14 protein-coding genes are annotated in these 20,555 nt (G+C 70.4%); 12 read left to right on the top strand and 2 right to left on the bottom strand.

All coding sequences use genetic code 11. The features are described from left to right. Positions 1-59 precede the first annotated feature (59 nt). On the top strand, positions 60-770 hold the full coding sequence (gene rplA / locus ACFVS0_RS13445; protein ID WP_430550515.1) for a 50S ribosomal protein L1: 711 nt from the start codon (positions 60-62) through the stop codon (positions 768-770). A gap of 81 nt (positions 771-851) precedes the next feature. Here rplA and ACFVS0_RS13440 read toward each other — a convergent pair whose 3' ends face one another. Further along, positions 852-1,418, bottom strand: coding sequence for a hypothetical protein (locus tag ACFVS0_RS13440; RefSeq protein ID WP_430588243.1), 567 nt, complete (start codon positions 1,416-1,418; stop codon positions 852-854). After that, a complete protein-coding gene (locus ACFVS0_RS13435) occupies positions 1,415-1,822 on the bottom strand; it encodes a DUF4383 domain-containing protein (protein WP_430550513.1) in 408 nt (135 codons plus the stop codon). The genes ACFVS0_RS13440 and ACFVS0_RS13435 overlap by 4 nt, the downstream gene beginning before the upstream one ends. Before the next feature lie 281 nt (positions 1,823-2,103). On the opposite strand from ACFVS0_RS13435, the gene ACFVS0_RS13430 reads away from it, so the two are divergent. The 11 genes from ACFVS0_RS13430 to fusA all read left to right on the top strand — a co-directional run bounded on the left by ACFVS0_RS13430 (position 2,104) and on the right by fusA (position 20,445). Then, complete coding sequence (locus ACFVS0_RS13430) at positions 2,104-2,739, top strand: RNA polymerase sigma factor (protein WP_430564326.1); 636 nt, start codon at positions 2,104-2,106, stop codon at positions 2,737-2,739. Continuing rightward, positions 2,736-3,257, top strand: coding sequence for a carboxypeptidase-like regulatory domain-containing protein (locus ACFVS0_RS13425; protein WP_430550511.1), 522 nt, complete (start codon positions 2,736-2,738; stop codon positions 3,255-3,257). Before ACFVS0_RS13430 ends, ACFVS0_RS13425 begins: the two co-directional genes overlap by 4 nt. Before the next feature lie 67 nt (positions 3,258-3,324). Continuing rightward, positions 3,325-5,175 (top strand): S8 family serine peptidase, encoded by a 1,851-nt coding sequence (locus tag ACFVS0_RS13420; RefSeq protein WP_430588242.1) that lies wholly within the window; start codon positions 3,325-3,327, stop codon positions 5,173-5,175. Between the two features lie 17 nt (positions 5,176-5,192). Then, positions 5,193-7,754 carry a CHAT domain-containing protein gene (locus tag ACFVS0_RS13415; RefSeq protein ID WP_430588241.1) on the top strand — a complete coding sequence of 854 codons (2,562 nt, stop codon included), beginning with the start codon at positions 5,193-5,195 and terminating at the stop codon, positions 7,752-7,754. 304 nt (positions 7,755-8,058) lie between these two features. Next, positions 8,059-8,589, top strand: coding sequence for a 50S ribosomal protein L10 (gene rplJ, locus ACFVS0_RS13410; RefSeq protein WP_429764782.1), 531 nt, complete (start codon positions 8,059-8,061; stop codon positions 8,587-8,589). Positions 8,590-8,672: 83 nt separating this feature from the next. Further along, a complete protein-coding gene (gene rplL / locus ACFVS0_RS13405; protein WP_430550508.1) occupies positions 8,673-9,065 on the top strand; it encodes a 50S ribosomal protein L7/L12 in 393 nt (130 codons plus the stop codon). Between the two features lie 482 nt (positions 9,066-9,547). Further along, positions 9,548-13,060, top strand: coding sequence for a DNA-directed RNA polymerase subunit beta (gene rpoB / locus ACFVS0_RS13400; protein WP_430550507.1), 3,513 nt, complete (start codon positions 9,548-9,550; stop codon positions 13,058-13,060). Positions 13,061-13,116: 56 nt separating this feature from the next. Beyond that, positions 13,117-16,998: a DNA-directed RNA polymerase subunit beta' gene (locus tag ACFVS0_RS13395; RefSeq protein WP_430550506.1), complete on the top strand. Its 3,882-nt coding sequence runs from the start codon at positions 13,117-13,119 to the stop codon at positions 16,996-16,998. Between the two features lie 387 nt (positions 16,999-17,385). Beyond that, a complete protein-coding gene (rpsL, locus tag ACFVS0_RS13390) occupies positions 17,386-17,760 on the top strand; it encodes a 30S ribosomal protein S12 (protein ID WP_225564431.1) in 375 nt (124 codons plus the stop codon). Then, positions 17,760-18,230 (top strand): 30S ribosomal protein S7, encoded by a 471-nt coding sequence (rpsG, locus tag ACFVS0_RS13385; RefSeq protein ID WP_429764774.1) that lies wholly within the window; start codon positions 17,760-17,762, stop codon positions 18,228-18,230. The genes rpsL and rpsG overlap by 1 nt, the downstream gene beginning before the upstream one ends. Positions 18,231-18,342: 112 nt before the next feature. Beyond that, positions 18,343-20,445: an elongation factor G gene (gene fusA, locus ACFVS0_RS13380; RefSeq protein WP_430560128.1), complete on the top strand. Its 2,103-nt coding sequence runs from the start codon at positions 18,343-18,345 to the stop codon at positions 20,443-20,445. The last annotated feature ends 110 nt before the right edge of the window (positions 20,446-20,555 follow it).

Genomic DNA, 20,555 nt, shown 5'->3' with positions numbered 1-20,555 from the left:
TCGGGCACGTGGCAGGGTCCGCGCGGACCCGCTCACCACGACTGCAGAAGGAGAAGCAGATGGCAACGCGCAGCAAGGCGTACCGCGCCGCGGCCGAGAAGATCGACCGCGAGAACCTGTACAGCCCCCTCGAGGCGGTCCGCCTCGCCAAGGAGACCGCGACGGTCAAGTACGACGCGACCGTCGAGGTCGTGTTCCGCCTGGGCGTCGACCCCCGCAAGGCCGACCAGATGGTCCGCGGCACGGTCAACCTCCCGCACGGCACCGGCAAGACGGCCCGCGTGATCGTCTTCGCGAACGCCGCCAAGGCCGAGGAGGCCGTGGCCGCCGGGGCCGACGAGGTCGGCGGTGACGACCTGATCGCCAAGGTCGCCGCCGGCTACACCGACTTCGACGCCGCCGTGGCGACGCCGGACCTCATGGGCAAGGTCGGTCGCCTGGGCAAGGTGCTGGGCCCCCGCGGTCTCATGCCGAACCCGAAGACCGGCACCGTGACGATGGACGTGACCAAGGCCGTGTCCGACATCAAGGGCGGCAAGATCGAGTTCCGCGTCGACAAGCACGCGAACCTGCACTTCATCATCGGCAAGGCGTCCTTCGACGAGAAGGCGCTGGTGGAGAACTACGCCGCCGCGCTCGACGAGGTCCTGCGTCTCAAGCCGACGTCGTCGAAGGGCCGGTACATCACCAAGGCCACGATGACGACGACGATGGGCCCGGGCATCCCGCTCGACCAGTCGCGCACCTCGAAGCTCCTCGAGGAGGCGTGATCCCGGCAGGGACCCGCTGAACCACCGCCGACGGCCCGGCACCCGCGAGGGTGCCGGGCCGTCGGCGTCCCAGGACCGCCGTCACGACCCGTGGTGGTGCTCCGGGAGGCCGGGGAGGTCCGGCAGGTGGTGATCGCCGTGCGGGACGGCGACCGCACCCGCGTCGGTGTCGGTGAGGCCGGCCGTCGTGGCCGTCGCGACCAGCAGCGCGCCGGCGAACAGGCCGGCCAGGGTCATGGCCGGACCACCGCGGTGCGGCCGGCGAGCGCCGTCCGCCGCCGGCTCGGGGGCGGCGTCGCGCGGCCGGGTTGTCGCGCCGATCGTCGCGGCGCCGGCGAGCTGCAGGGTCGCGGCCGCCACCGCGGCCGCGCCGAAGTGGCCGCCCGGCGCCACGGCGAGGGCGAGGCCGACGACGCTGACGACCGCGAGGACCCCGACCCCCCACCCCGCGGCGGCCTGCCGCGCCCCGCGGGGTACGACGCCGCGCAGGACCAGCAGGGCGACCACCAGCTCCGCCACCCCGGCCACCAGCGCGAGCAGCCCCTGCGGACGGGGGAGCGTGCTCCGCGCCGCGCCCAGGTTCACGAGGCCCGCGCCGAGCAGGGTGAACGCGACGAGGATGCGGCCCGGCGCGGCGATCGCGGTCATGCCGTGGCGACGCCCGCCTCGGCGCGGCGGTCCGCCCCCAGCCCGACGCCGAGCAGCAGGAGCGCGCTGGCCAGGTGCAGCACGTTGTCGGCGCCGTTCAGCGCGATGATGTTCGCGCCCGTCCCGACGAGGAAGAGGCCGAGGACCCCGACCAGCAGGTAGACGGCGCCGACGGTCACGTTGACGCCCTTGGCCGCAGCGACCGAGCGGGACGCCAGGAGCAGGGCGGCGCCGATCGCGACGTGGATGATGTTGTGCAGCGGGTTCACCTCGAAGAACAGCAGCTTCTCGCCCTCCGTGGCGGCGAAGCCGACGCCTGACGTGACGACGAACCCGGCGAGGCCGACCAGCAGGTAGACGGCGCCGAAGACTGCGGCGAGGAGGCGGTTCGCGGACGAGCCCATGGTGGCTGCTCCTTCTTCTCTCGGGCGCGGGGTGGTCCCGCGCTCGGAGGTGGTTCGGAGCGGTCCGCAGGATGGATGGGGCCGCGTGTATCACGCGGCGCGGGTCGTCCTCTTTCCGGGCGATGACGAGTACGCAGCACCGCACGAGCGCTGCCGGAGGAGGTCCTTGCATGTCGATGCAACTTCCTCCTGCCGCGTCGTCGGGGCGCGCCGTAGGCTCGGAGGTTCCGGGGCGGGGCCGCCCCGGCTTCTCCACGAGCCCTCCCGAGGTGCGAACAGCCATGACACGAGCCACTGAGGAACCGCTCGGTGGGGCGCCCGACGCCGACGAGAGCCTGGGCGACCGGGCCGCGCGGGCGATCCTGGAGTTCCGGGAGGGGCGCACGGACGCCCTGACCGACCTGGTCCGGGAGGCGACGCCGTTGCTGTGGCACACGGTGCGGGCCCAGGGCGTCGACCGGGACGTCGCCGACGACGTGGTGCAGTCCACGTGGGCGGCGCTCGTGCGGCACGCGGACACGATCGCCGAGCCGAAGGCCGTGCTGAAGTGGCTCCTCGTGACGGCCCGCCGGGCCGCCTGGGAGACGGTGCGCAAGGGGCGTGCGGACCTGCGCCGCCGCACCGAGCTGCCGGACGACGTGACCGAGGGCGCCGCGGCGCTGCCGGACGCCCGCCCGGGCCCGGAGGCCGAGGTGCTGACCGACGAGCGCGACCGGATCCTCTGGTCGTCGCTGCGCCGGCTCCCGGAGCGCTGCCAGGAGCTGCTGCGACTCGTCTCGCTCGCCGACCGCCCGGACTACAAGGCGATCTCGGCGTCGATCGGCATGCCGGTGGGAAGCATCGGCGCCACACGGGGACGGTGCCTGGCGAAGCTGCGCGCCGTCCTCACCGAGCAAGGGGATGCCTCGTGGACATGAGCCAGAAGCACGAGAACGCGTGGGGCGAGCCCGTGCCCGGCGAGGACGAGACCCTGGACGCGCACGACGTCGCGGTCCTGGGGCGGCTCGGCCGCGCGGTCGAGGCGGTCGACCCGGTGCCCGAGGGCCTGGTCGAGCGGTCGCTGTTCGCGATGACGCTCGCCCGGCTCGAGGCCGAGGTCATGGAGCTGCAGCAGATCGAGGCCCCCGTCGGGTCCGTGCGCGGCGACGCCCCGCCGCTCGAGGCGCGCACCATCACGTTCACGCACGAGCGACTCACCGTGATGATCGCGCTGTCCATCGACGACGACGGCACCCACGTGCGCCTCGACGGCTGGGTCGCACCCGCCGCGACGCTGGTCGTCGAGCTGCGCCAGCCCGGCGGCGAGCGCACCACCACGGCGGACGACGACGGCCGCTTCGCCTTCACCGCCGTCGACCGCGGCCCCACCAGCCTGCTCGTGCGCCTGCCCGACGGCGGCGACGTCACCGTCGCCACGCCGGTCATCGAGCTCTGAGACATCGGGCGCAGAGCGCCCGCCCTGAACGTGCGCCGATCCGGCGCGCCCGTGACGAGGAGGACACGTGACCGAGAGCCCCGTAGGACCGACGCCGAGCCGGCCCGAGCCGACGATCCGGTTCCTGGACCCCAGCACCGCGCGACGGAGTCCCGGGCAGCGCCAGGTCGGGTCGACCTGGTACGTGGCCGATCGTCTCCTGGTCCGTGGAGGCCTTCCTGACTCGATCCGTGGCCGCCTGCGGGCACCAGGTGGCGCCGAGGCGCTGCCGTCGGTGCTCTCCCTGGAGCCGAGCGAGGACGAGGACGCGGCTGCAGGCTTCGAGCGCGCGGCGCGGCGTCAGGGCTGTCACGTCGGGGTCGAGGTCAGGTACCGGCATGGGACCGAGCCCTCCGCGGACGCCGCACCGCTCGATCTGGTGGACGAGGACCTGGGTTTCGTGCTTCGTCTGATCGCGGACCGACCCGACGTGCAGCCCGACGCCTGGGAGGTGCTCGAGGCCGACGCCCGCGACGAGTCGACCCCGTGGTCTCTCAGTCTCGATCACGTCCTGACCGCGCTCCCGTTCACGACGCACCCCTTCACGACCCATCCCTTCACGACGCACCCCTTCACGACGCACCCCTTCACGACGCACCCCTTCACGACCCATCCGTTCACGACCCACCCCATGGCGGCGCAGCCGTTCACGACTCATCCGTTCACCACCCACGGGATGGCGGAGTACGGCGTGCCCGGCAGCGGGGGGAGGTCGCCGGTGGCCTGGCTCGGGGCGCCGCCGGCGCGCCGAGCCCGGGACGACGGCGACGAGTCGCGGACCCCGGACGGGGCGGTCCGCCCGGTGGTCGCGATCGTCGACACCGGGATCGGGACGCATCCGTGGTTCGGCTCCTACGGGCTGGGGAAGGACCCGGACGACGGCAACGGCGTGGTGATCCGCGGAGCGAGCCTGCCCGACGGGCCCATCGGGACGTACCCGGTGCCGCAGCTGCCGGAGGAGGACGCCGAGATCGGTGGCGCGAGCACCGCTCCGCTGACGGGCCCCCTCGACCCCGTCGCGGGACACGGGACGTTCATCGCAGGGATCGTGCACCAGACCTGCCCGGACGCGCGGCTCCTGCCGGTGCGGGTGGTCGGGGGTGCCGGCGCCGCCATCGAGTCCGAGGTGATCGAGTCGCTCCGGCGACTCCTGCGGTTCCACCGCCGAGGGCTCGCGGGGGAGGAGGGCTACGTCGCGGTGGACGTGGTGGTGCTCCCGATGGGCTACTACCACGAGCAGCCCGAGGACCTGCAGTGGGACCACCCTCTGTCCGACGTGCTCGCGCGGCTGCGCGACTCCGGCGTCGCGGTCGTCGTGGCGGCGGGCAACGACGGCGAGACACGTCCTGAGTTCCCGGCTGCCTTCGCGCCCGAGGTGGACCGACGCGCCACTCCTCCACGCATCACCAGCCCGCGGGACACGAGCACGGAGCGGCCCCCCATCCTGGCGGTGGGGGCCGCCAACCCCGACGGCTCGACGGCGTTGTTCTCCAACGACGGGCCCTGGGTGACGTGCGTCCGCCCCGGCGCCGCGGTGGTGAGCACCGTGCCGCGAACTCTCGACGGTCCGAGCACGCCTTCTCTGCGCACGCGGGAGCGGTACGCCGACGCAGTGCGGTCGACGATCGACCCGGAGGGATTCCAGGGAGGATTCGCGACCTGGAGCGGGACGTCGTTCGCCGCGCCGGTCCTCGCGGGTGAGATCGCCCGTGAGCTGCTCGCGGACCGGAGTCGGCGTGCCCGCGCGGCTGACGCTACGCTCACGGAGTCGGTCGACCGGGCCGATCACGGCGATGAGGCGCGGGTGGCGGCGATCTGGCGAGCCATCTCCGGGGCGACGGGAGGCCTGTCGCTCGGCGGCACGTCCACCCCGGGGTGATCCACAGGGGGTGAGGCATGAGCGACGCGCTGGCGACGGTCCGCGCCGAGGTCGACGAGATCCGGTCGCACGCGCGCGCTCATCGCCAGTTCTCGAGCACACTCGGCCGCTACGAGGCCGCCCTCGTCCGGCTCGACCGGCTTGAGGGGGAGTCGACGGCGGCGGAGGTCGCCGCGGTCCGCGCCCGGGTCCTCGTGGGTATCGCAGCCTGCGAGGGCGAGCTCGGTGCAGACCGCGAGGTGGTCCTGGCGAAGCTGGCCGCGGCGGCGGCGATGGCGCTCCGCGCCGGCAGCGCGGAGATGGTGGCCCTCGTCCACGCCAACCTCGGCCTGCAGCTGCTGCGGTCGGGGGACCACGACGGCGCGCGGATCGAGCTCGACGCCGCGCTGGACGGCCTTGTCGACGAGGCAGAGATGCTCCCGGTCCTCCTCAACAGGAGCTCCCTCCTGCTCGAGGTCGGTGCGATCGACGATGCCGTCGTCGACCTTCGACGGTGCTTGGAGATCGCTCGCGCGCTGCGGGACGAGCAGGTGGTCCCGATGGCGGAGCACAACCTCGGGTACGCGCAGTTCCTCGCCGGCGACCTCCCGGCGGCCCTGCGAGCGATGGACGCCGCCGCGGAGGCGGCACCGCCCGAGCATGCCGGCGTCGGCCTGATGGACAAGGCGGCGGTGCTCTATGAGGCCGGATTGCTGACGGATGCGGAGGTCGCGCTCCGGACGGCGGCCGGGATCCTCGCCGCCACGGGTGGCGCACGCGACCTGTTGGACGCCGAGCTCGAGCAGGCTCGGTGCCTGGCGGGCCTCGCGAGGTTCTCGGAGGCTGAGGAGCTCGCCGAGCGGGTCCGTGACCGTGCCCGGCGGGCGGGCCACGGGGTCATGGCGCTCCGGGCGGAGGTCGTCGCCTTGGACTCACGGTTCGGGCTCGTCGTCGCGGACGAGCGGCGAGAGCTGCTGCGGCCCCTCGCGCAGGCGGCCGACGAGCTCTGCGCGCGTGTCGAGGACCAGCCCGGCGCGGACCGGGTGCTCATCGACGCCCGGCTGCTCGCCGCGGAGGCATGGGCTCGCGCGGGCAGGTTCACCGAGTCGCAGAAACGCCTCCGCGCCCTGCCACCGCGATCCAGCCTGGCCCTCGGCGCGCGCGTGCGCGGTGAGGTCGTCGCCGCGCTGTGCGGCTTCGGCACGGGGTCTCGGCGTGCAGGTCTGGCGGCCGTCAGACGGGGCTATCGGCTCCTCGCGGTGCAGCGTCAACAGCTCGGGGCGGTCGAGGCGGTGACGGCCGCCGCGGTGCACGGCATCCGGCTGCAGGGGGTCGACATCGACGCGGCGCTGATGTCCGTGTCGCCGGACGCGTTCTTCGACGCCTTGGAGCGCGGGCGTGCGACCTTCGCGGGGTCGGGACGGGTCCGCCCACCGGACGACCAGCAGGCCGCCGAGCTGATCGTGTCGGCACGTCGGCTGATGGAGCGTGCGCGCCTGCTCCGTTCGGACGAGGCCACGACGGATGCCGAGCTGATGCGCGGCGTCGAGATGCATCGCGACGCGCGACGGCTCCAGGACCGGGCGCGGGAACGGACCTGGCACTCGGGCGGCGACCGGGGCGTGCCCTCCCCGGCCACCGCGCGCGGGCTGCGGGCGGAGCTGCGCGCCGCCGGGTCGGACCGGGTGGTCCTAAACCTGACGATGAGCGGCGGCCGCCTGCGCGCCATCCGGCTCGACGGGAGTGGAGCGCGCCTGGTCGATCTCGGCCCGGCGCCCCCTGTCCTCGAGCTGGCGAGACGAGTGCGGGCCGATCAGCAGGCGCTGGCGAACCCGTTGCTGCCCACGCCGTTGCGAGAGGTGGTCCGCGCGTCGGTGCAGGCGGCTCTGCGGCGGCTCGACGCCCTCCTCCTCGGCACGCTCGACGTCGCAGGGCGGGACGTCTACGTCGCGGCGCGCGACCGGCTGGTCTCGCTGCCGTGGGCAGCGCTGCCCTCGCGGCGAGGGCTGTCGACGGTGGTGAACTCGTGGATCGCACGGGGCGAGGCGGACTGGTCCCCCGGACCGGGTCTCTCGGTCGCCGGGTCCGGGCTCGTGCACGGGGTTGCTGAGGCGGAGCAGGTGGCGGCGGTCTGGGGGAGCGGCGCGCGGCTGCTCACCGGCGCGGACGCCGTGTGCGCCGCCGTGGCCGAGGCGGTCGAGGGTGCGCCGGTCGTCCACGTCGCCGCACACGGGACCCATGAACCCGAGAACCCCATGTTCTCGAGCCTGCAGCTGGCGGACGGCCCGCTGTTCGCCCACGAGCTGGACGGGCGGGATCTGTCAAGGTCGGTGCTCGTCCTGTCGGCGTGCGACGTCGGTTCGGCGAGCATCCGGCACGGCGGCGAACCGCTCGGGCTGACGAGCGTGCTGCTACGCATGGGCGCGCGCGCCGTGATCGCCGCCGTCGCCCCGTTGCGGGACGACGTCGCGGTGCGCGTGATGCCCGTGCTGCACCAGGGGCTGCGCGACGGCCTGCGGCCGGGCGCGGCGCTCGCCCACGCCGTGGCGGACGAGCCCGAGCCGGTGCCGCTGGTGTGCTTCGGTCCGCTGGTGCTGTGACGTGTCAGCGAGGATGACATGGCGAGTGGTGGGTACCACACGGGATGCGTGCCGAGCACGGCCTGCTGTCATGTAGAGTTCTCGGGTAACCCAAGACCGCCGGTCGTCCGACGCTGCCTGGAACTGATGAGAATCGTTTCGCCCGGGAAGCCGAAGACCGAAGTCCCGTGAGAGTGCGGGGGCCTGCGTAGGTGACACGACGACGACCACACAGCCTGGCTGTGAGCTCCGAGCCCCGTGCGCACCTGCGCCGGGGCTCTTTTCTTTCGCAGGTACCGGTGGCACCACCACCGGAAGGATTGCCATGGCGAGGCCGGACAAGGCAGCCGCTGTCGCGGAGGTCGCGGACAAGTTCCGCGACGCGAACGCGGCCGTGCTGACCGAGTACCGCGGGCTCACCGTCGCGCAGCTCAAGGAGCTGCGTCGGTCGCTCAGCGGCAACGCAACCTACGCCGTGGTGAAGAACACGCTGACGTCCATCGCGGCCAAGGAGGCCGGGATCGACGCGTTCGAGGCCGACCTCAAGGGTCCGTCCGCGATCGCGTTCGTGACCGGCGACCCGGTCGAGGCCGCCAAGGGTCTGCGTGACTTCGCCAAGGCGAACCCTGCACTGGTCATCAAGGGCGGTGTCCTTGACGGGAAGCCGCTGACCGCTGCAGAGGTCACCAAGCTCGCGGACCTCGAGTCCCGCGAGGTCCTGCTGGCCAAGACGGCCGGCGCGATGAAGGCCAAGCTCTTCCAGGCTGCCTACGCCTTCAGCGCGAAGCCGGCCCAGGCCGCTCGCGTCATCGATGCCCTGCGTCAGAAGCAGGAATCGGAGGCCGCTGCCGCCTGACGGCGGTGCGGCAAGCACTACCCCCTCCCTTGCTTCTGCGGGGCCCCCGGCCCCAGGACGCACCAACCGAAAGGAACGCCATCATGGCGAAGCTCAGCACCGACGAGCTCCTGGCCGCCTTCGAGGAGCTCACGCTCATCGAGCTCAACGAGTTCGTGAAGGCCTTCGAGGACAAGTTCGAGGTCACCGCCGCTGCTCCCGCCGCCGTCGCGGTTGCCGCCCCCGCCGCCGGCGGTGCCGGTGGCGCCGAGGCCGCCGAGGAGAAGACCGAGTTCGACGTCATCCTCGAGGCCGCCGGCGACAAGAAGATCCAGGTCATCAAGGAGGTGCGCGCGCTCACGTCCCTCGGCCTGAAGGAGGCCAAGGACCTGGTCGACGGCGCCCCGAAGCCGGTCCTGGAGGCCGCGAACAAGGAGACGGCCGACAAGGCCAAGGCTGCCCTCGAGGGCGCCGGCGCCACCGTCACCGTCAAGTGATCGCCGCGGCCTAGCCGCGCATCGCTTCCGCGAGGCCCGCATCCCTTCGGGGTGCGGGCCTCGCTGCGTCCGCACGACGTCGCGGGGGGTCGCGGGGGGTCGCGGGGGAGCGGACCGGTTGTGGAGGTGTGGTGTCGTGACCGACGTCGCGCGCCGATGCCTGGCCGGGGCCGCTTATCACGGGTTAGGCTGGTCCGACAACCGTTTCTTGGGCGGCATATGGCGGCCACCGAGACAACGTCCTCAAAGACCCAGAACCGAGGGCGTCCGCTCGTGTGCCCGCGCGAGTTGGACAAACGATGAAGTTCTGGCTACGCTAGCGCTTTGCGCTCGCTTGTGCCCCGACGCCTCCCCGCCGACGAAGTCCCGCCCCCCGTGATCACGTCTTCGTGACCCCTGGGCCGGTTCCTCCCGCCGCGGTCCGGCGCCTGCAGCCTCGCTGAGCGTACAGCGTGCCATCGAACTGCAGGGAAGGACCCCTCTTGGCTGCCTCGCGCACCCCTTCTGTTCCGTCCGCCGACGCTATCGCGAACCGCACCGCTTCCCGCCGCGTCTCCTTCGCCAAGATCTACGAGCCGCTCGAGGTCCCCGACCTCCTCGGGCTGCAGACCGAGAGCTTCGACTGGCTCCTCGGCAGCCCTGCCTGGCAGGCCCGGGTCGAGGCGGCCACCGCCGCCGGCCGCTCCGACGTCCCCGCGACGTCGGGCCTCGAGGAGATCTTCGAGGAGATCTCGCCGATCGAGGACTTCGGCCAGTCGATGTCCCTCTCCTTCTCGAACCACCGCTTCGAGCCGCCGAAGTACACCGCGGACGAGTGCAAGGAGAAGGACTTCACCTTCGCCGCCCCGCTGTTCGTGACGGCCGAGTTCGTGAACTACACGACCGGTGAGATCAAGAGCCAGACGGTCTTCATGGGTGACTTCCCGCTCATGACCGCGCGCGGCACGTTCATCATCAACGGCACCGAGCGCGTCGTCGTCTCGCAGCTGGTCCGTTCCCCGGGCGTCTACTTCGAGCGCACCCCCGACAAGACGAGCGACAAGGACGTCTTCTCGGCGAAGGTCATCCCGTCGCGCGGCGCCTGGCTCGAGTTCGAGATCGACAAGCGCGACGCCGTCGGCGTGCGCGTCGACCGCAAGCGCAAGCAGCCCGTCACCGTCCTGCTGAAGGCCCTCGGCCTCACCGAGGCGGAGATCCGCGAGGAGTTCGCGGACTTCCCGTCCGTGCTCGACACCCTCGAGAAGGACCACGTCCACACGCAGGACGAGGCCCTCGTCGACCTGTACCGCAAGATCCGTCCGGGCGAGCCGCCCACGGTCGAGGCCGGGCGCGCGCTGCTCGAGAACTTCTACTTCAACCCGAAGCGCTACGACCTCGCGAAGGTCGGTCGCTACAAGATCAGCAAGAAGCTGGGTGTCGACGCGCCGCTGGCGGACTCGACGCTGTCCGTGACCGACGTCGTCGCGACGATCAAGTACCTGGCCGCGCTGCACGCCGACCTGGTGACCATCCCCGGCACCCGCGACGGCCAGCCGACCGAGGTCCGCGTCGAGACCGACGACATCGACCACTTCGGCAACCGTCGCATCCGCGCCGTCGGCGAGCTCATCCAGAACCAGGTGCGCACGGGCCTGTCCCGCATGGAGCGCGTGGTCCGTGAGCGCATGACGACGCAGGACGTCGAGGCGATCACGCCGCAGACGCTGATCAACATCCGCCCCGTGGTGGCGTCGATCCGCGAGTTCTTCGGCACCTCGCAGCTGTCGCAGTTCATGGACCAGAACAACCCGCTCGCGGGCCTGACGCACAAGCGTCGTCTGAACGCCCTCGGACCGGGTGGTCTGTCCCGCGACCGCGCCGGCATGGAGGTCCGTGACGTCCACCCGTCGCACTACGGCCGCATGTGCCCGATCGAGACCCCTGAGGGCCCGAACATCGGCCTCATCGGCTCGCTCGCGTCGTTCGGTCGCATCAACCCGTTCGGCTTCATCGAGACGCCGTACCGCAAGGTCACCGACGGCAAGGTCACGGACGAGATCGTCTACCTGACCGCCGACGACGAGGACCGGCACATCATCGCCCAGGCGAACACCGAGCTCGCCGTGGACGGCACGTTCCTCAACGACCGCGTCCTGGTGCGCACCAAGGGCGGCGAGACCGACGACCTGCCGCCGGCCGAGGTCGACTACATGGACGTCTCGCCGCGCCAGATGGTGTCCGTCGCGACGGCGCTCATCCCGTTCCTCGAGCACGACGACGCGAACCGCGCGCTCATGGGCGCGAACATGCAGCGCCAGGCCGTGCCGCTGGTGCGCTCCGAGGCGCCGCTGGTCGGCACCGGCATGGAGCGTCGTGCGGCGGTCGACGCCGGCGACGTCATCGTGGCGACCAAGCCCGGCGTGGTCACCGAGGTGTCCGCGGACCTGGTCCTCGTCGCGAACGACGACGGCACCACGGGCTCGTACCGTGCGGCGAAGTTCCGCCGCTCGAACCAGGGCACGAGCTACAACCAGCGCGTGCTCGTGGACGAGGGCCAGCGGGTCGAGGTCGGCTCCGTGCTGGCCGACGGCCCGGCGACCGACGAGGGCGACCTCGCGCTCGGCCGCAACCTGCTCGTCGCGTTCATGTCGTGGGAGGGCCACAACTACGAGGACGCGATCATCCTGTCGCAGCGCCTCGTGGAGGACGACGTCCTGTCCTCGATCCACATCGAGGAGCACGAGGTCGACGCCCGCGACACCAAGCTCGGGCCCGAGGAGATCACGCGGGACATCCCGAACGTCTCCGAGGACGTCCTGGCGGACCTCGACGAGCGCGGCATCATCCGCATCGGTGCCGAGGTCGGCGCGGGCGACGTCCTGGTCGGCAAGGTCACCCCGAAGGGCGAGACCGAGCTGACCCCGGAGGAGCGCCTGCTGCGCGCCATCTTCGGCGAGAAGGCCCGCGAGGTGCGCGACACGTCCCTCAAGGTGCCCCACGGCGAGCAGGGCACGGTCATCGGCGTCCGCGAGTTCAACCGCGAGGACGGCGACGAGCTGCCCGCCGGCGTGAACCAGCTGGTCCGCGTCTACATCGCCCAGCGCCGCAAGATCACCGTCGGCGACAAGCTCGCCGGCCGTCACGGCAACAAGGGCGTCATCTCGAAGATCCTGCCGCAGGAGGACATGCCGTTCCTCCCCGACGGCACGCCGGTCGACGTCATCCTCAACCCGCTGGGCGTGCCCGGCCGCATGAACGTCGGCCAGGTCCTCGAGACGCACCTCGGGTGGGTCGCGAGCCGCGGCTGGGACATCGAGCTGGCCGAGGGCAAGGACCTCTCCTGGAAGGAGACCCTGCCCGAGGTCGCGTCGAAGTCGGAGCCGGGGACCCCGGTGGCGACGCCGGTGTTCGACGGCCTCGAGGAGTCGGGCCTGCGCGGCCTGCTCTCCACGACGCTGCCGAACCGCGACGGCGACCGCATGGTCGCGACCGACGGCAAGGCCCGGCTGTTCGACGGCCGCTCCGGCGAGCCGTTCCCGGACCCGGTGTCGGTGGGCTACATGTACATCCTCAAGCTCCACCACCTGGTCGACGACAAGATCCACGCGCGCTCGACCGGCCCGTACTCGATGATCACGCAGCAGCCGCTGGGTGGTAAGGCGCAGTTCGGCGGCCAGCGCTTCGGCGAGATGGAGGTGTGGGCCCTCGAGGCGTACGGCGCGGCCTACACGCTCCAGGAGCTGCTCACCATCAAGTCCGACGACGTCCCGGGCCGCGTGAAGGTCTACGAGGCGATCGTCAAGGGCGAGAACATCCCCGACTCGGGCATCCCGGAGTCCTTCAAGGTGCTCCTCAAGGAGATGCAGTCGCTGTGCCTGAACGTCGAGGTGCTCTCGAGCGACGGGACCTCCATCGAGATGAAGGAGTCCGACGACGAGGTGTACCGCGCCGCGGAGGAGCTGGGCATCGATCTGTCGCGCCGCCCCAACTCGGCCGCCACGGTCGACGAGATCTGATCCAGCGACCAGCTGAACTCCACGGACATTCGAAAGCTTTGAGGAAGTAGGACATCTTGCTCGACGTCAACGTCTTCGACGAGCTGCGTATCGGCCTGGCCACGGCCGACGACATCCGTGCCTGGTCGCACGGAGAGGTCAAGAAGCCCGAGACCATCAACTACCGCACCCTGAAGCCGGAGAAGGACGGGCTCTTCTGCGAGAAGATCTTCGGCCCCACCCGGGACTGGGAGTGCTACTGCGGCAAGTACAAGCGCGTGCGCTTCAAGGGCATCATCTGCGAGCGCTGCGGCGTCGAGGTGACGCGCTCGAAGGTGCGCCGTGAGCGCATGGGCCACATCGAGCTCGCCGCCCCGGTCACGCACATCTGGTTCTTCAAGGGTGTGCCGTCGCGCCTCGGCTACCTGCTGGACCTGGCCCCGAAGGACCTGGAGAAGGTCATCTACTTCGCGGCCTACATGGTCACGTGGGTCGACGACGAGGCCCGCCACGAGGACCTCCCGAACCTCCAGAACGAGATCGACCTGGAGAAGAAGGAGATCTCGGACCGCCGCGACAACGACATCAACACCCGCGCCGCCAAGCTCGAGGCCGACCTGGCCGAGCTGGAGGCCGAGGGCGCCAAGGCCGACGCGCGCCGCAAGGTGCGCGACTCCGCCGAGCGCGAGATGGCGCAGCTGCGCAAGCGTGCCGACCAGGAGCTGGACCGCCTCGAGCAGGTCTGGGACCGGTTCAAGAACCTCAAGGTCGCGGACCTCGAGGGCGACGAGATGCTGTACCGCCAGCTCGTCGACCGGTACGGCACGTACTTCGAGGGCTCGATGGGCGCCGCGGCGATCCAGAAGCGCCTCGAGAGCTTCGACCTGGACGCCGAGGCCCAGTCGCTGCGGGAGACCATCCGCACCGGCAAGGGTCAGCGCAAGACGCGCGCGCTCAAGCGCCTGAAGGTCGTCAACGCGTTCCTCACGACGACCAACTCGCCCACGGCGATGGTGCTCGACGCCGTCCCGGTCATCCCGCCGGACCTGCGCCCGATGGTGCAGCTCGACGGCGGCCGGTTCGCGACGTCGGACCTCAACGACCTGTACCGGCGCGTGATCAACCGCAACAACCGGCTCAAGCGCCTGCTCGACCTGGGTGCGCCGGAGATCATCGTCAACAACGAGAAGCGGATGCTCCAGGAGGCCGTGGACTCGCTGTTCGACAACGGTCGCCGCGGACGCCCGGTCACGGGCCCGGGCAACCGCCCGCTGAAGTCGATCTCCGACATGCTCAAGGGCAAGCAGGGCCGGTTCCGCCAGAACCTGCTCGGCAAGCGCGTCGACTACTCGGGCCGTTCGGTCATCGTGGTCGGCCCGCAGCTCAAGCTGCACCAGTGCGGCCTGCCCAAGCAGATGGCGCTCGAGCTGTTCAAGCCGTTCGTCATGAAGCGGCTCGTCGAGCTCAACCACGCGCAGAACATCAAGAGCGCCAAGCGCATGGTGGAGCGCACCCGCGGCGAGGTCTGGGACGTGCTGGAGGAGGTCATCCAGGAGCACCCGGTGCTGCTGAACCGTGCCCCCACCCTGCACCGCCTCGGCATCCAGGCGTTCGAGCCGCAGCTCGTCGAGGGCAAGGCCATCCACCTGCACCCGCTCGTGTGCGCCGCGTTCAACGCGGACTTCGACGGCGACCAGATGGCGGTCCACCTGCCCCTGAGCGCGGAGGCGCAGGCCGAGGCCCGCATCCTCATGCTCTCGAGCAACAACATCCTCAAGCCGTCGGACGGCCGTCCGGTGACCATGCCCTCGCAGGACATGATCATCGGTCTGCACCACCTCACCTCGGACCGCCCCGGCGCGACGGGGGAGGGGCGCGTGTTCTCCTCGCAGGCCGAGGCGATCATGGCGCTCGACCGTGGTGCGCTGGACCTCAACGCCACGATCAAGATGCGGATGTCGGACCTCGTGCCCCCGACCAAGGGCTTCGAGGCGCCGGAGGGCTGGGAGCCCGGGCAGCCGCTGCTGTTCGAGACCACCCTGGGCCGCACGATCTTCAACGAGGCGCTCCCGATCGACTACCCGTTCCAGAACGGCGTCGTCGGCAAGAAGGAGCTCTCGACGATCGTCAACGACCTGGCGGAGCGCTACCCGAAGGTCGACGTCGCCACGTCGCTCGACGCGCTGAAGGACGCCGGCTACCGGTGGGCCACGCGCTCGGGCGTCACGATCGCGATCTCCGACGTCGCGATGCCGGAGGTCAAGAACGACATCCTGGACGAGCACGAGCAGCGTGCCCTCAAGGTCCAGGACCAGTTCGACAAGGGTCTGATCACCGACGACGAGCGCCGTCAGGAGCTCATCGAGATCTGGACCCAGGCCACCGACAAGATCGCGTCGGTCATGCGCGAGAACCTCGAGAGCAACTCGCGGAACACGCTGTACCGCATGGTGTCCTCGGGCGCTCGTGGTAACTGGATGCAGGTGCGTCAGATCGCCGGTATGCGCGGCCTCGTGGCGAACCCGAAGGGCGAGATCATCCCCCGCCCGATCAAGTCCAACTACCGCGAGGGCCTGTCCGTCCTCGAGTACTTCATCGCCTCGCACGGTGCCCGCAAGGGTCTGGCCGACACGGCGCTGCGTACCGCGGACTCCGGCTACCTCACCCGTCGTCTGGTCGACGTGTCGCAGGACGTCATCATCCGCGAGGAGGACTGCGGCACCGAGCGCGGCCTCACGCTGCCCGTCGCCGAGCGCATCGGCGACGTGCTGGTGCCGCACCCGCGCGTCGAGACGAGCATCTACTCGCGCACGTTCGCGACGGACGTCGTGGACGCGGACGGCAACGTCGTGGCCGAGGCGGGCTCGGACGCGGGCGACGTGATCATCGACCAGGTGATCGCCGCCGGCATCGAGAACGTCAAGGTCCGCTCCGTGCTGACCTGCGAGTCGCGCGTCGGCACCTGCGCCAAGTGCTACGGCCGCTCCCTGGCCACCGGCAAGCTGGTGGACATCGGCGAGGCCGTCGGCATCATCGCCGCGCAGTCGATCGGTGAGCCGGGCACGCAGCTGACGATGCGTACCTTCCACACCGGTGGTGTCGCCTCCGCGGAGGACATCACGCAGGGTCTGCCCCGTGTCACCGAGCTGTTCGAGGCCCGCACCCCCAAGGGTGAGGCCCCGATCGCGGAGTACACCGGCACCGTGGCGATCGAGGACACGGAGCGCACGCGCCACCTGGTCCTCACGCCGGCCGACGGCGGCGAGGAGATCCGCTACCCGGTGACCAAGCGTGCCCGCCTCCTGATCGCCGACGGCGAGCAGGTCCAGGTCGGCACCCAGCTGGTCCAGGGCGCCGTCGACCCGAAGAAGGTGCTGCGCATCCTCGGCCCGCGTGCCACGCAGAAGCACCTGGTGGACGAGGTCCAGGAGACCTACCGCTCGCAGGGCGTGGACATCCACGACAAGCACATCGAGGTCATCGTGCGGCAGATGCTGCGTCGCGTGACCGTGCTCGACTCGGGTGACTCGCACCTGCTGCCGGGCGAGCTCGCGGAGCGGACCCGCTTCGAGGACGCGAACCGTCGTGCGGTGGCGGAGGGTGGCCAGCCGGCCTCCGGCCGTCCGGAGCTCATGGGCATCACGAAGGCCTCGCTCGCCACCGACTCGTGGCTCTCGGCCGCCTCCTTCCAGGAGACGACCCGGGTGCTCACCGAGGCGTCGATGAGCGGTCGTCGTGACCCGTTGCTGGGCCTCAAGGAGAACGTCATCCTCGGTAAGCTCATCCCCGCCGGCACGGGCCTGCCCCGCTACCGGAACATCGAGGTCGAGCCGACCGAGCAGGCCAAGGCCGAGCTCTACCCGAGCTTCGGCTACGACGAGATCGACTTCCCGACGCTCGGCATGGGCTCGGGCGAGGCGATCCCGCTGGAGGACCTGGACTTCGGAGACTTCCGCTGATCCGCTGATCCTCACCACGAGGTAGTCCGGGAGGGGCGCACGTCACAGCGTGCGCCCCTCCTGTTCCTTTGACCCCGCTTGCTTCCGCGGGTAATCTTGGAAGCCGTGCCCGTGCCGTCGCGCGCGCATCCCGCTGTCAGCCCAGAGCCTCACCGCTCGGGCCGGCTGCCGGAGGCGCCGCCGACCTGAGCGCACAGGTACCCCGGGAAGATCGCTCGGACTGTCCGTCAGGACGGGGGAGCTGACCCGGGCCATCGAGCCGGTGGTAAGTGGCGTTGCGGTCCGTGAGGGCCGCGGGTGCCGCATGCGATCGGCGCGCACCAGCCAGACAGACCACCGTCGGGGGCCGGCCGGCCCCCGAGAGCTCGAGAAGACGACGGAGACGTAGTGCCTACGATCCAGCAGCTCGTCCGCAAGGGCCGGAGCACGAAGGCCGTGGCGTCGAAGACGCCCGCCCTCAAGGCCTCCCCCCAGCGGCGCGGCGTGTGCACGCGCGTGTACACCACCACCCCCAAGAAGCCGAACTCCGCGCTCCGCAAGGTCGCGCGCGTCAAGCTGTCCTCCGGTACCGAGGTCACGGCGTACATCCCCGGCGTCGGCCACAACCTGCAGGAGCACTCGATCGTGCTCGTGCGCGGCGGCCGTGTGAAGGACCTTCCCGGTGTCCGCTACAAGATCGTGCGCGGCGCGCTCGACACGCAGGGCGTGAAGAACCGCAAGCAGGCCCGCAGCAAGTACGGCGCGAAGAAGGAGAAGGCCTGATGCCTCGCAAGGGTCCGGCCCCCAAGCGGCCGCTCATCGTCGACCCCGTCTACGGGTCGCCCGTCGTCACGCAGCTGATCAACAAGGTCCTGCTCGACGGCAAGAAGTCCACCGCCGAGGCGATCGTCTACGGCGCCCTCGAGGGCGTCCGTGCCAAGACGGACCAGGACCCGGTCGTCGTGCTCAAGCGCGCGCTGGAGAACGTCCGCCCGGCCCTCGAGGTCCGCTCCCGCCGCGTCGGTGGCGCCACCTACCAGGTGCCGGTCGAGGTGCGCCCCGTGCGTTCCACGACGCTCGCGCTGCGCTGGCTCACGGACTTCTCGCGCGCCCGTCGCGAGAAGACGATGACCGAGCGCCTCATGAACGAGATCCTCGACGCCTCCAACGGCCTCGGTGCCGCGGTGAAGCGCCGCGAGGACATGCACAAGATGGCCGACTCGAACAAGGCCTTCGCGCACTACCGCTGGTGATGCGCACGGACGGCCCCGGGTGACCCCCGGGGCCGTCCGAGGATCCGGAACCGGCCGGCAGCCGGCCCTCCGGCCCGGCTTCCGACCTTCCACCGACAAGGGGTAAGACACCGTGGCACTCGACGTGCTGACCGACCTGAACAAGGTCCGCAACATCGGCATCATGGCCCACATCGATGCCGGCAAGACCACCACCACCGAGCGCATCCTTTTCTACACCGGTGTGAACTACAAGATCGGTGAGACGCACGACGGTGCGTCGACGATGGACTGGATGGAGCAGGAGCAGGAGCGCGGCATCACGATCACGTCCGCCGCGACGACCTGCTACTGGAAGAACAACCAGATCAACATCATCGACACCCCGGGTCACGTGGACTTCACCGTCGAGGTCGAGCGCTCGCTGCGCGTGCTCGACGGTGCCGTCGCGGTGTTCGACGGCAAGGAGGGCGTGGAGCCCCAGTCGGAGACCGTGTGGCGTCAGGCCGACAAGTACGACGTGCCGCGCATCTGCTTCGTCAACAAGATGGACAAGCTGGGCGCCGACTTCTACTTCACGGTCGACACGATCGTCAACCGCCTCAAGGCGAAGCCGCTGGTCATCCAGCTGCCGATCGGCGCCGAGAACGACTTCGAGGGCGTCGTCGACCTGCTCGAGATGAAGGCGCTCACCTGGCGCGGTGACACCAAGATGGGTGAGGAGTACGCGGTCGAGGAGATCCCGGCCGACCTCGTCGAGAAGGCCGAGCAGTACCGGGCCGAGCTCGTCGAGGCCGTCGCCGAGGCCGACGACGAGCTGCTCGAGAAGTTCCTCGGTGGCGAGGAGCTCACGGTCGCCGAGATCAAGTCCGGCATCCGCAAGCTCGTCATCCGGTCCGAGGCCTTCCCGGTCCTGTGCGGCTCGGCGTTCAAGAACAAGGGCGTGCAGCCCATGCTCGACGCCGTCATCGACTACCTGCCGACCCCGCTCGACGTCCCGGCCGTCCAGGGCCACGACGTCAAGGACGCGGAGAAGATCATCGAGCGTCGTCCGGACGAGACGGAGCCGTTCTCGGCCCTCGCGTTCAAGGTCGCCACGCACCCGTTCTTCGGCAAGCTCACCTACGTCCGCGTCTACTCGGGCAAGGTCGCGCAGGGCGCCCAGGTCCAGAACTCGACCAAGGGCAAGAAGGAGCGCATCGGGAAGCTCTTCCAGATGCACTCCAACAAGGAGAACCCGGTCGAGGAGGCGCACGCCGGGCACATCTACGCCTTCATCGGGCTCAAGGACGTCACCACCGGTGACACGCTCTGCGACCCGGCGAACCCGGTCATCCTCGAGTCGATGACCTTCCCGGAGCCGGTCATCGACGTGGCCATCGAGCCGAAGACGAAGGCCGACCAGGAGAAGCTCTCCACGGCGATCCAGAAGCTCGCCCAGGAGGACCCGACCTTCCGCGTCAAGCTGGACGAGGAGACCGGCCAGACCGTCATCGGCGGCATGGGCGAGCTCCACCTCGACATCCTCGTCGACCGCATGCGTCGCGAGTTCAAGGTCGAGGCGAACGTCGGCAAGCCGCAGGTCGCGTACCGCGAGACGATCCGCCGCACCGCGGAGAAGATCGACTACACGCACAAGAAGCAGACCGGTGGCTCGGGCCAGTTCGCCAAGGTCCAGGTGACCTTCGAGCCGCTCGAGACGACCGAGGGCGAGCTCTACGAGTTCGCCAACGCCGTCACCGGTGGCCGCATCCCGCGTGAGTACATCCCGTCCGTGGACGCCGGTATCCAGTCGGCGATGCAGCAGGGTGTGCTGGCCGGGTTCCCCGTGGTGGGGGTCAAGGCCACGCTGCTCGACGGCGCGTACCACGACGTCGACTCCTCGGAGATGGCGTTCAAGATCGCCGGCTCGATGGTCTTCAAGGAGGGCATCAAGCGGGCCGACCCGGTCATCCTCGAGCCCGTCATGGCCGTCGAGGTCCGGACGCCCGAGGAGTACATGGGTGACGTGATCGGCGACATCAACTCGCGTCGTGGGATGATCCAGTCCATGGAGGACGCGACCGGTGTCAAGGTCGTGCGTGCCCAGGTACCGTTGAGCGAGATGTTCGGGTACATCGGTGACCTGCGTTCCAAGACGCAGGGCCGCGCGGTGTACTCGATGCAGTTCGACAGCTACGCCGAGGTTCCTCGCAACGTTGCTGACGAGATCATCAAGAAGACCCGGGGCGAGTGAGTCCCCACAGGTCGACGACCTAGCACAACCATCAACCTGTAGGAAACCCCCGTCGCCCCGCGGGATGTAGGCTCTCTCGCCGAGTCTCGCAACGTTCGGGAACATCTACC

This window comes from Isoptericola sp. NPDC058082 (genome assembly GCF_042885055.1).
Taxonomy (GTDB): Bacteria; Actinomycetota; Actinomycetes; order Actinomycetales; family Cellulomonadaceae; genus Isoptericola.
This window is presented reverse-complemented; position numbering and strand designations above follow the sequence as displayed.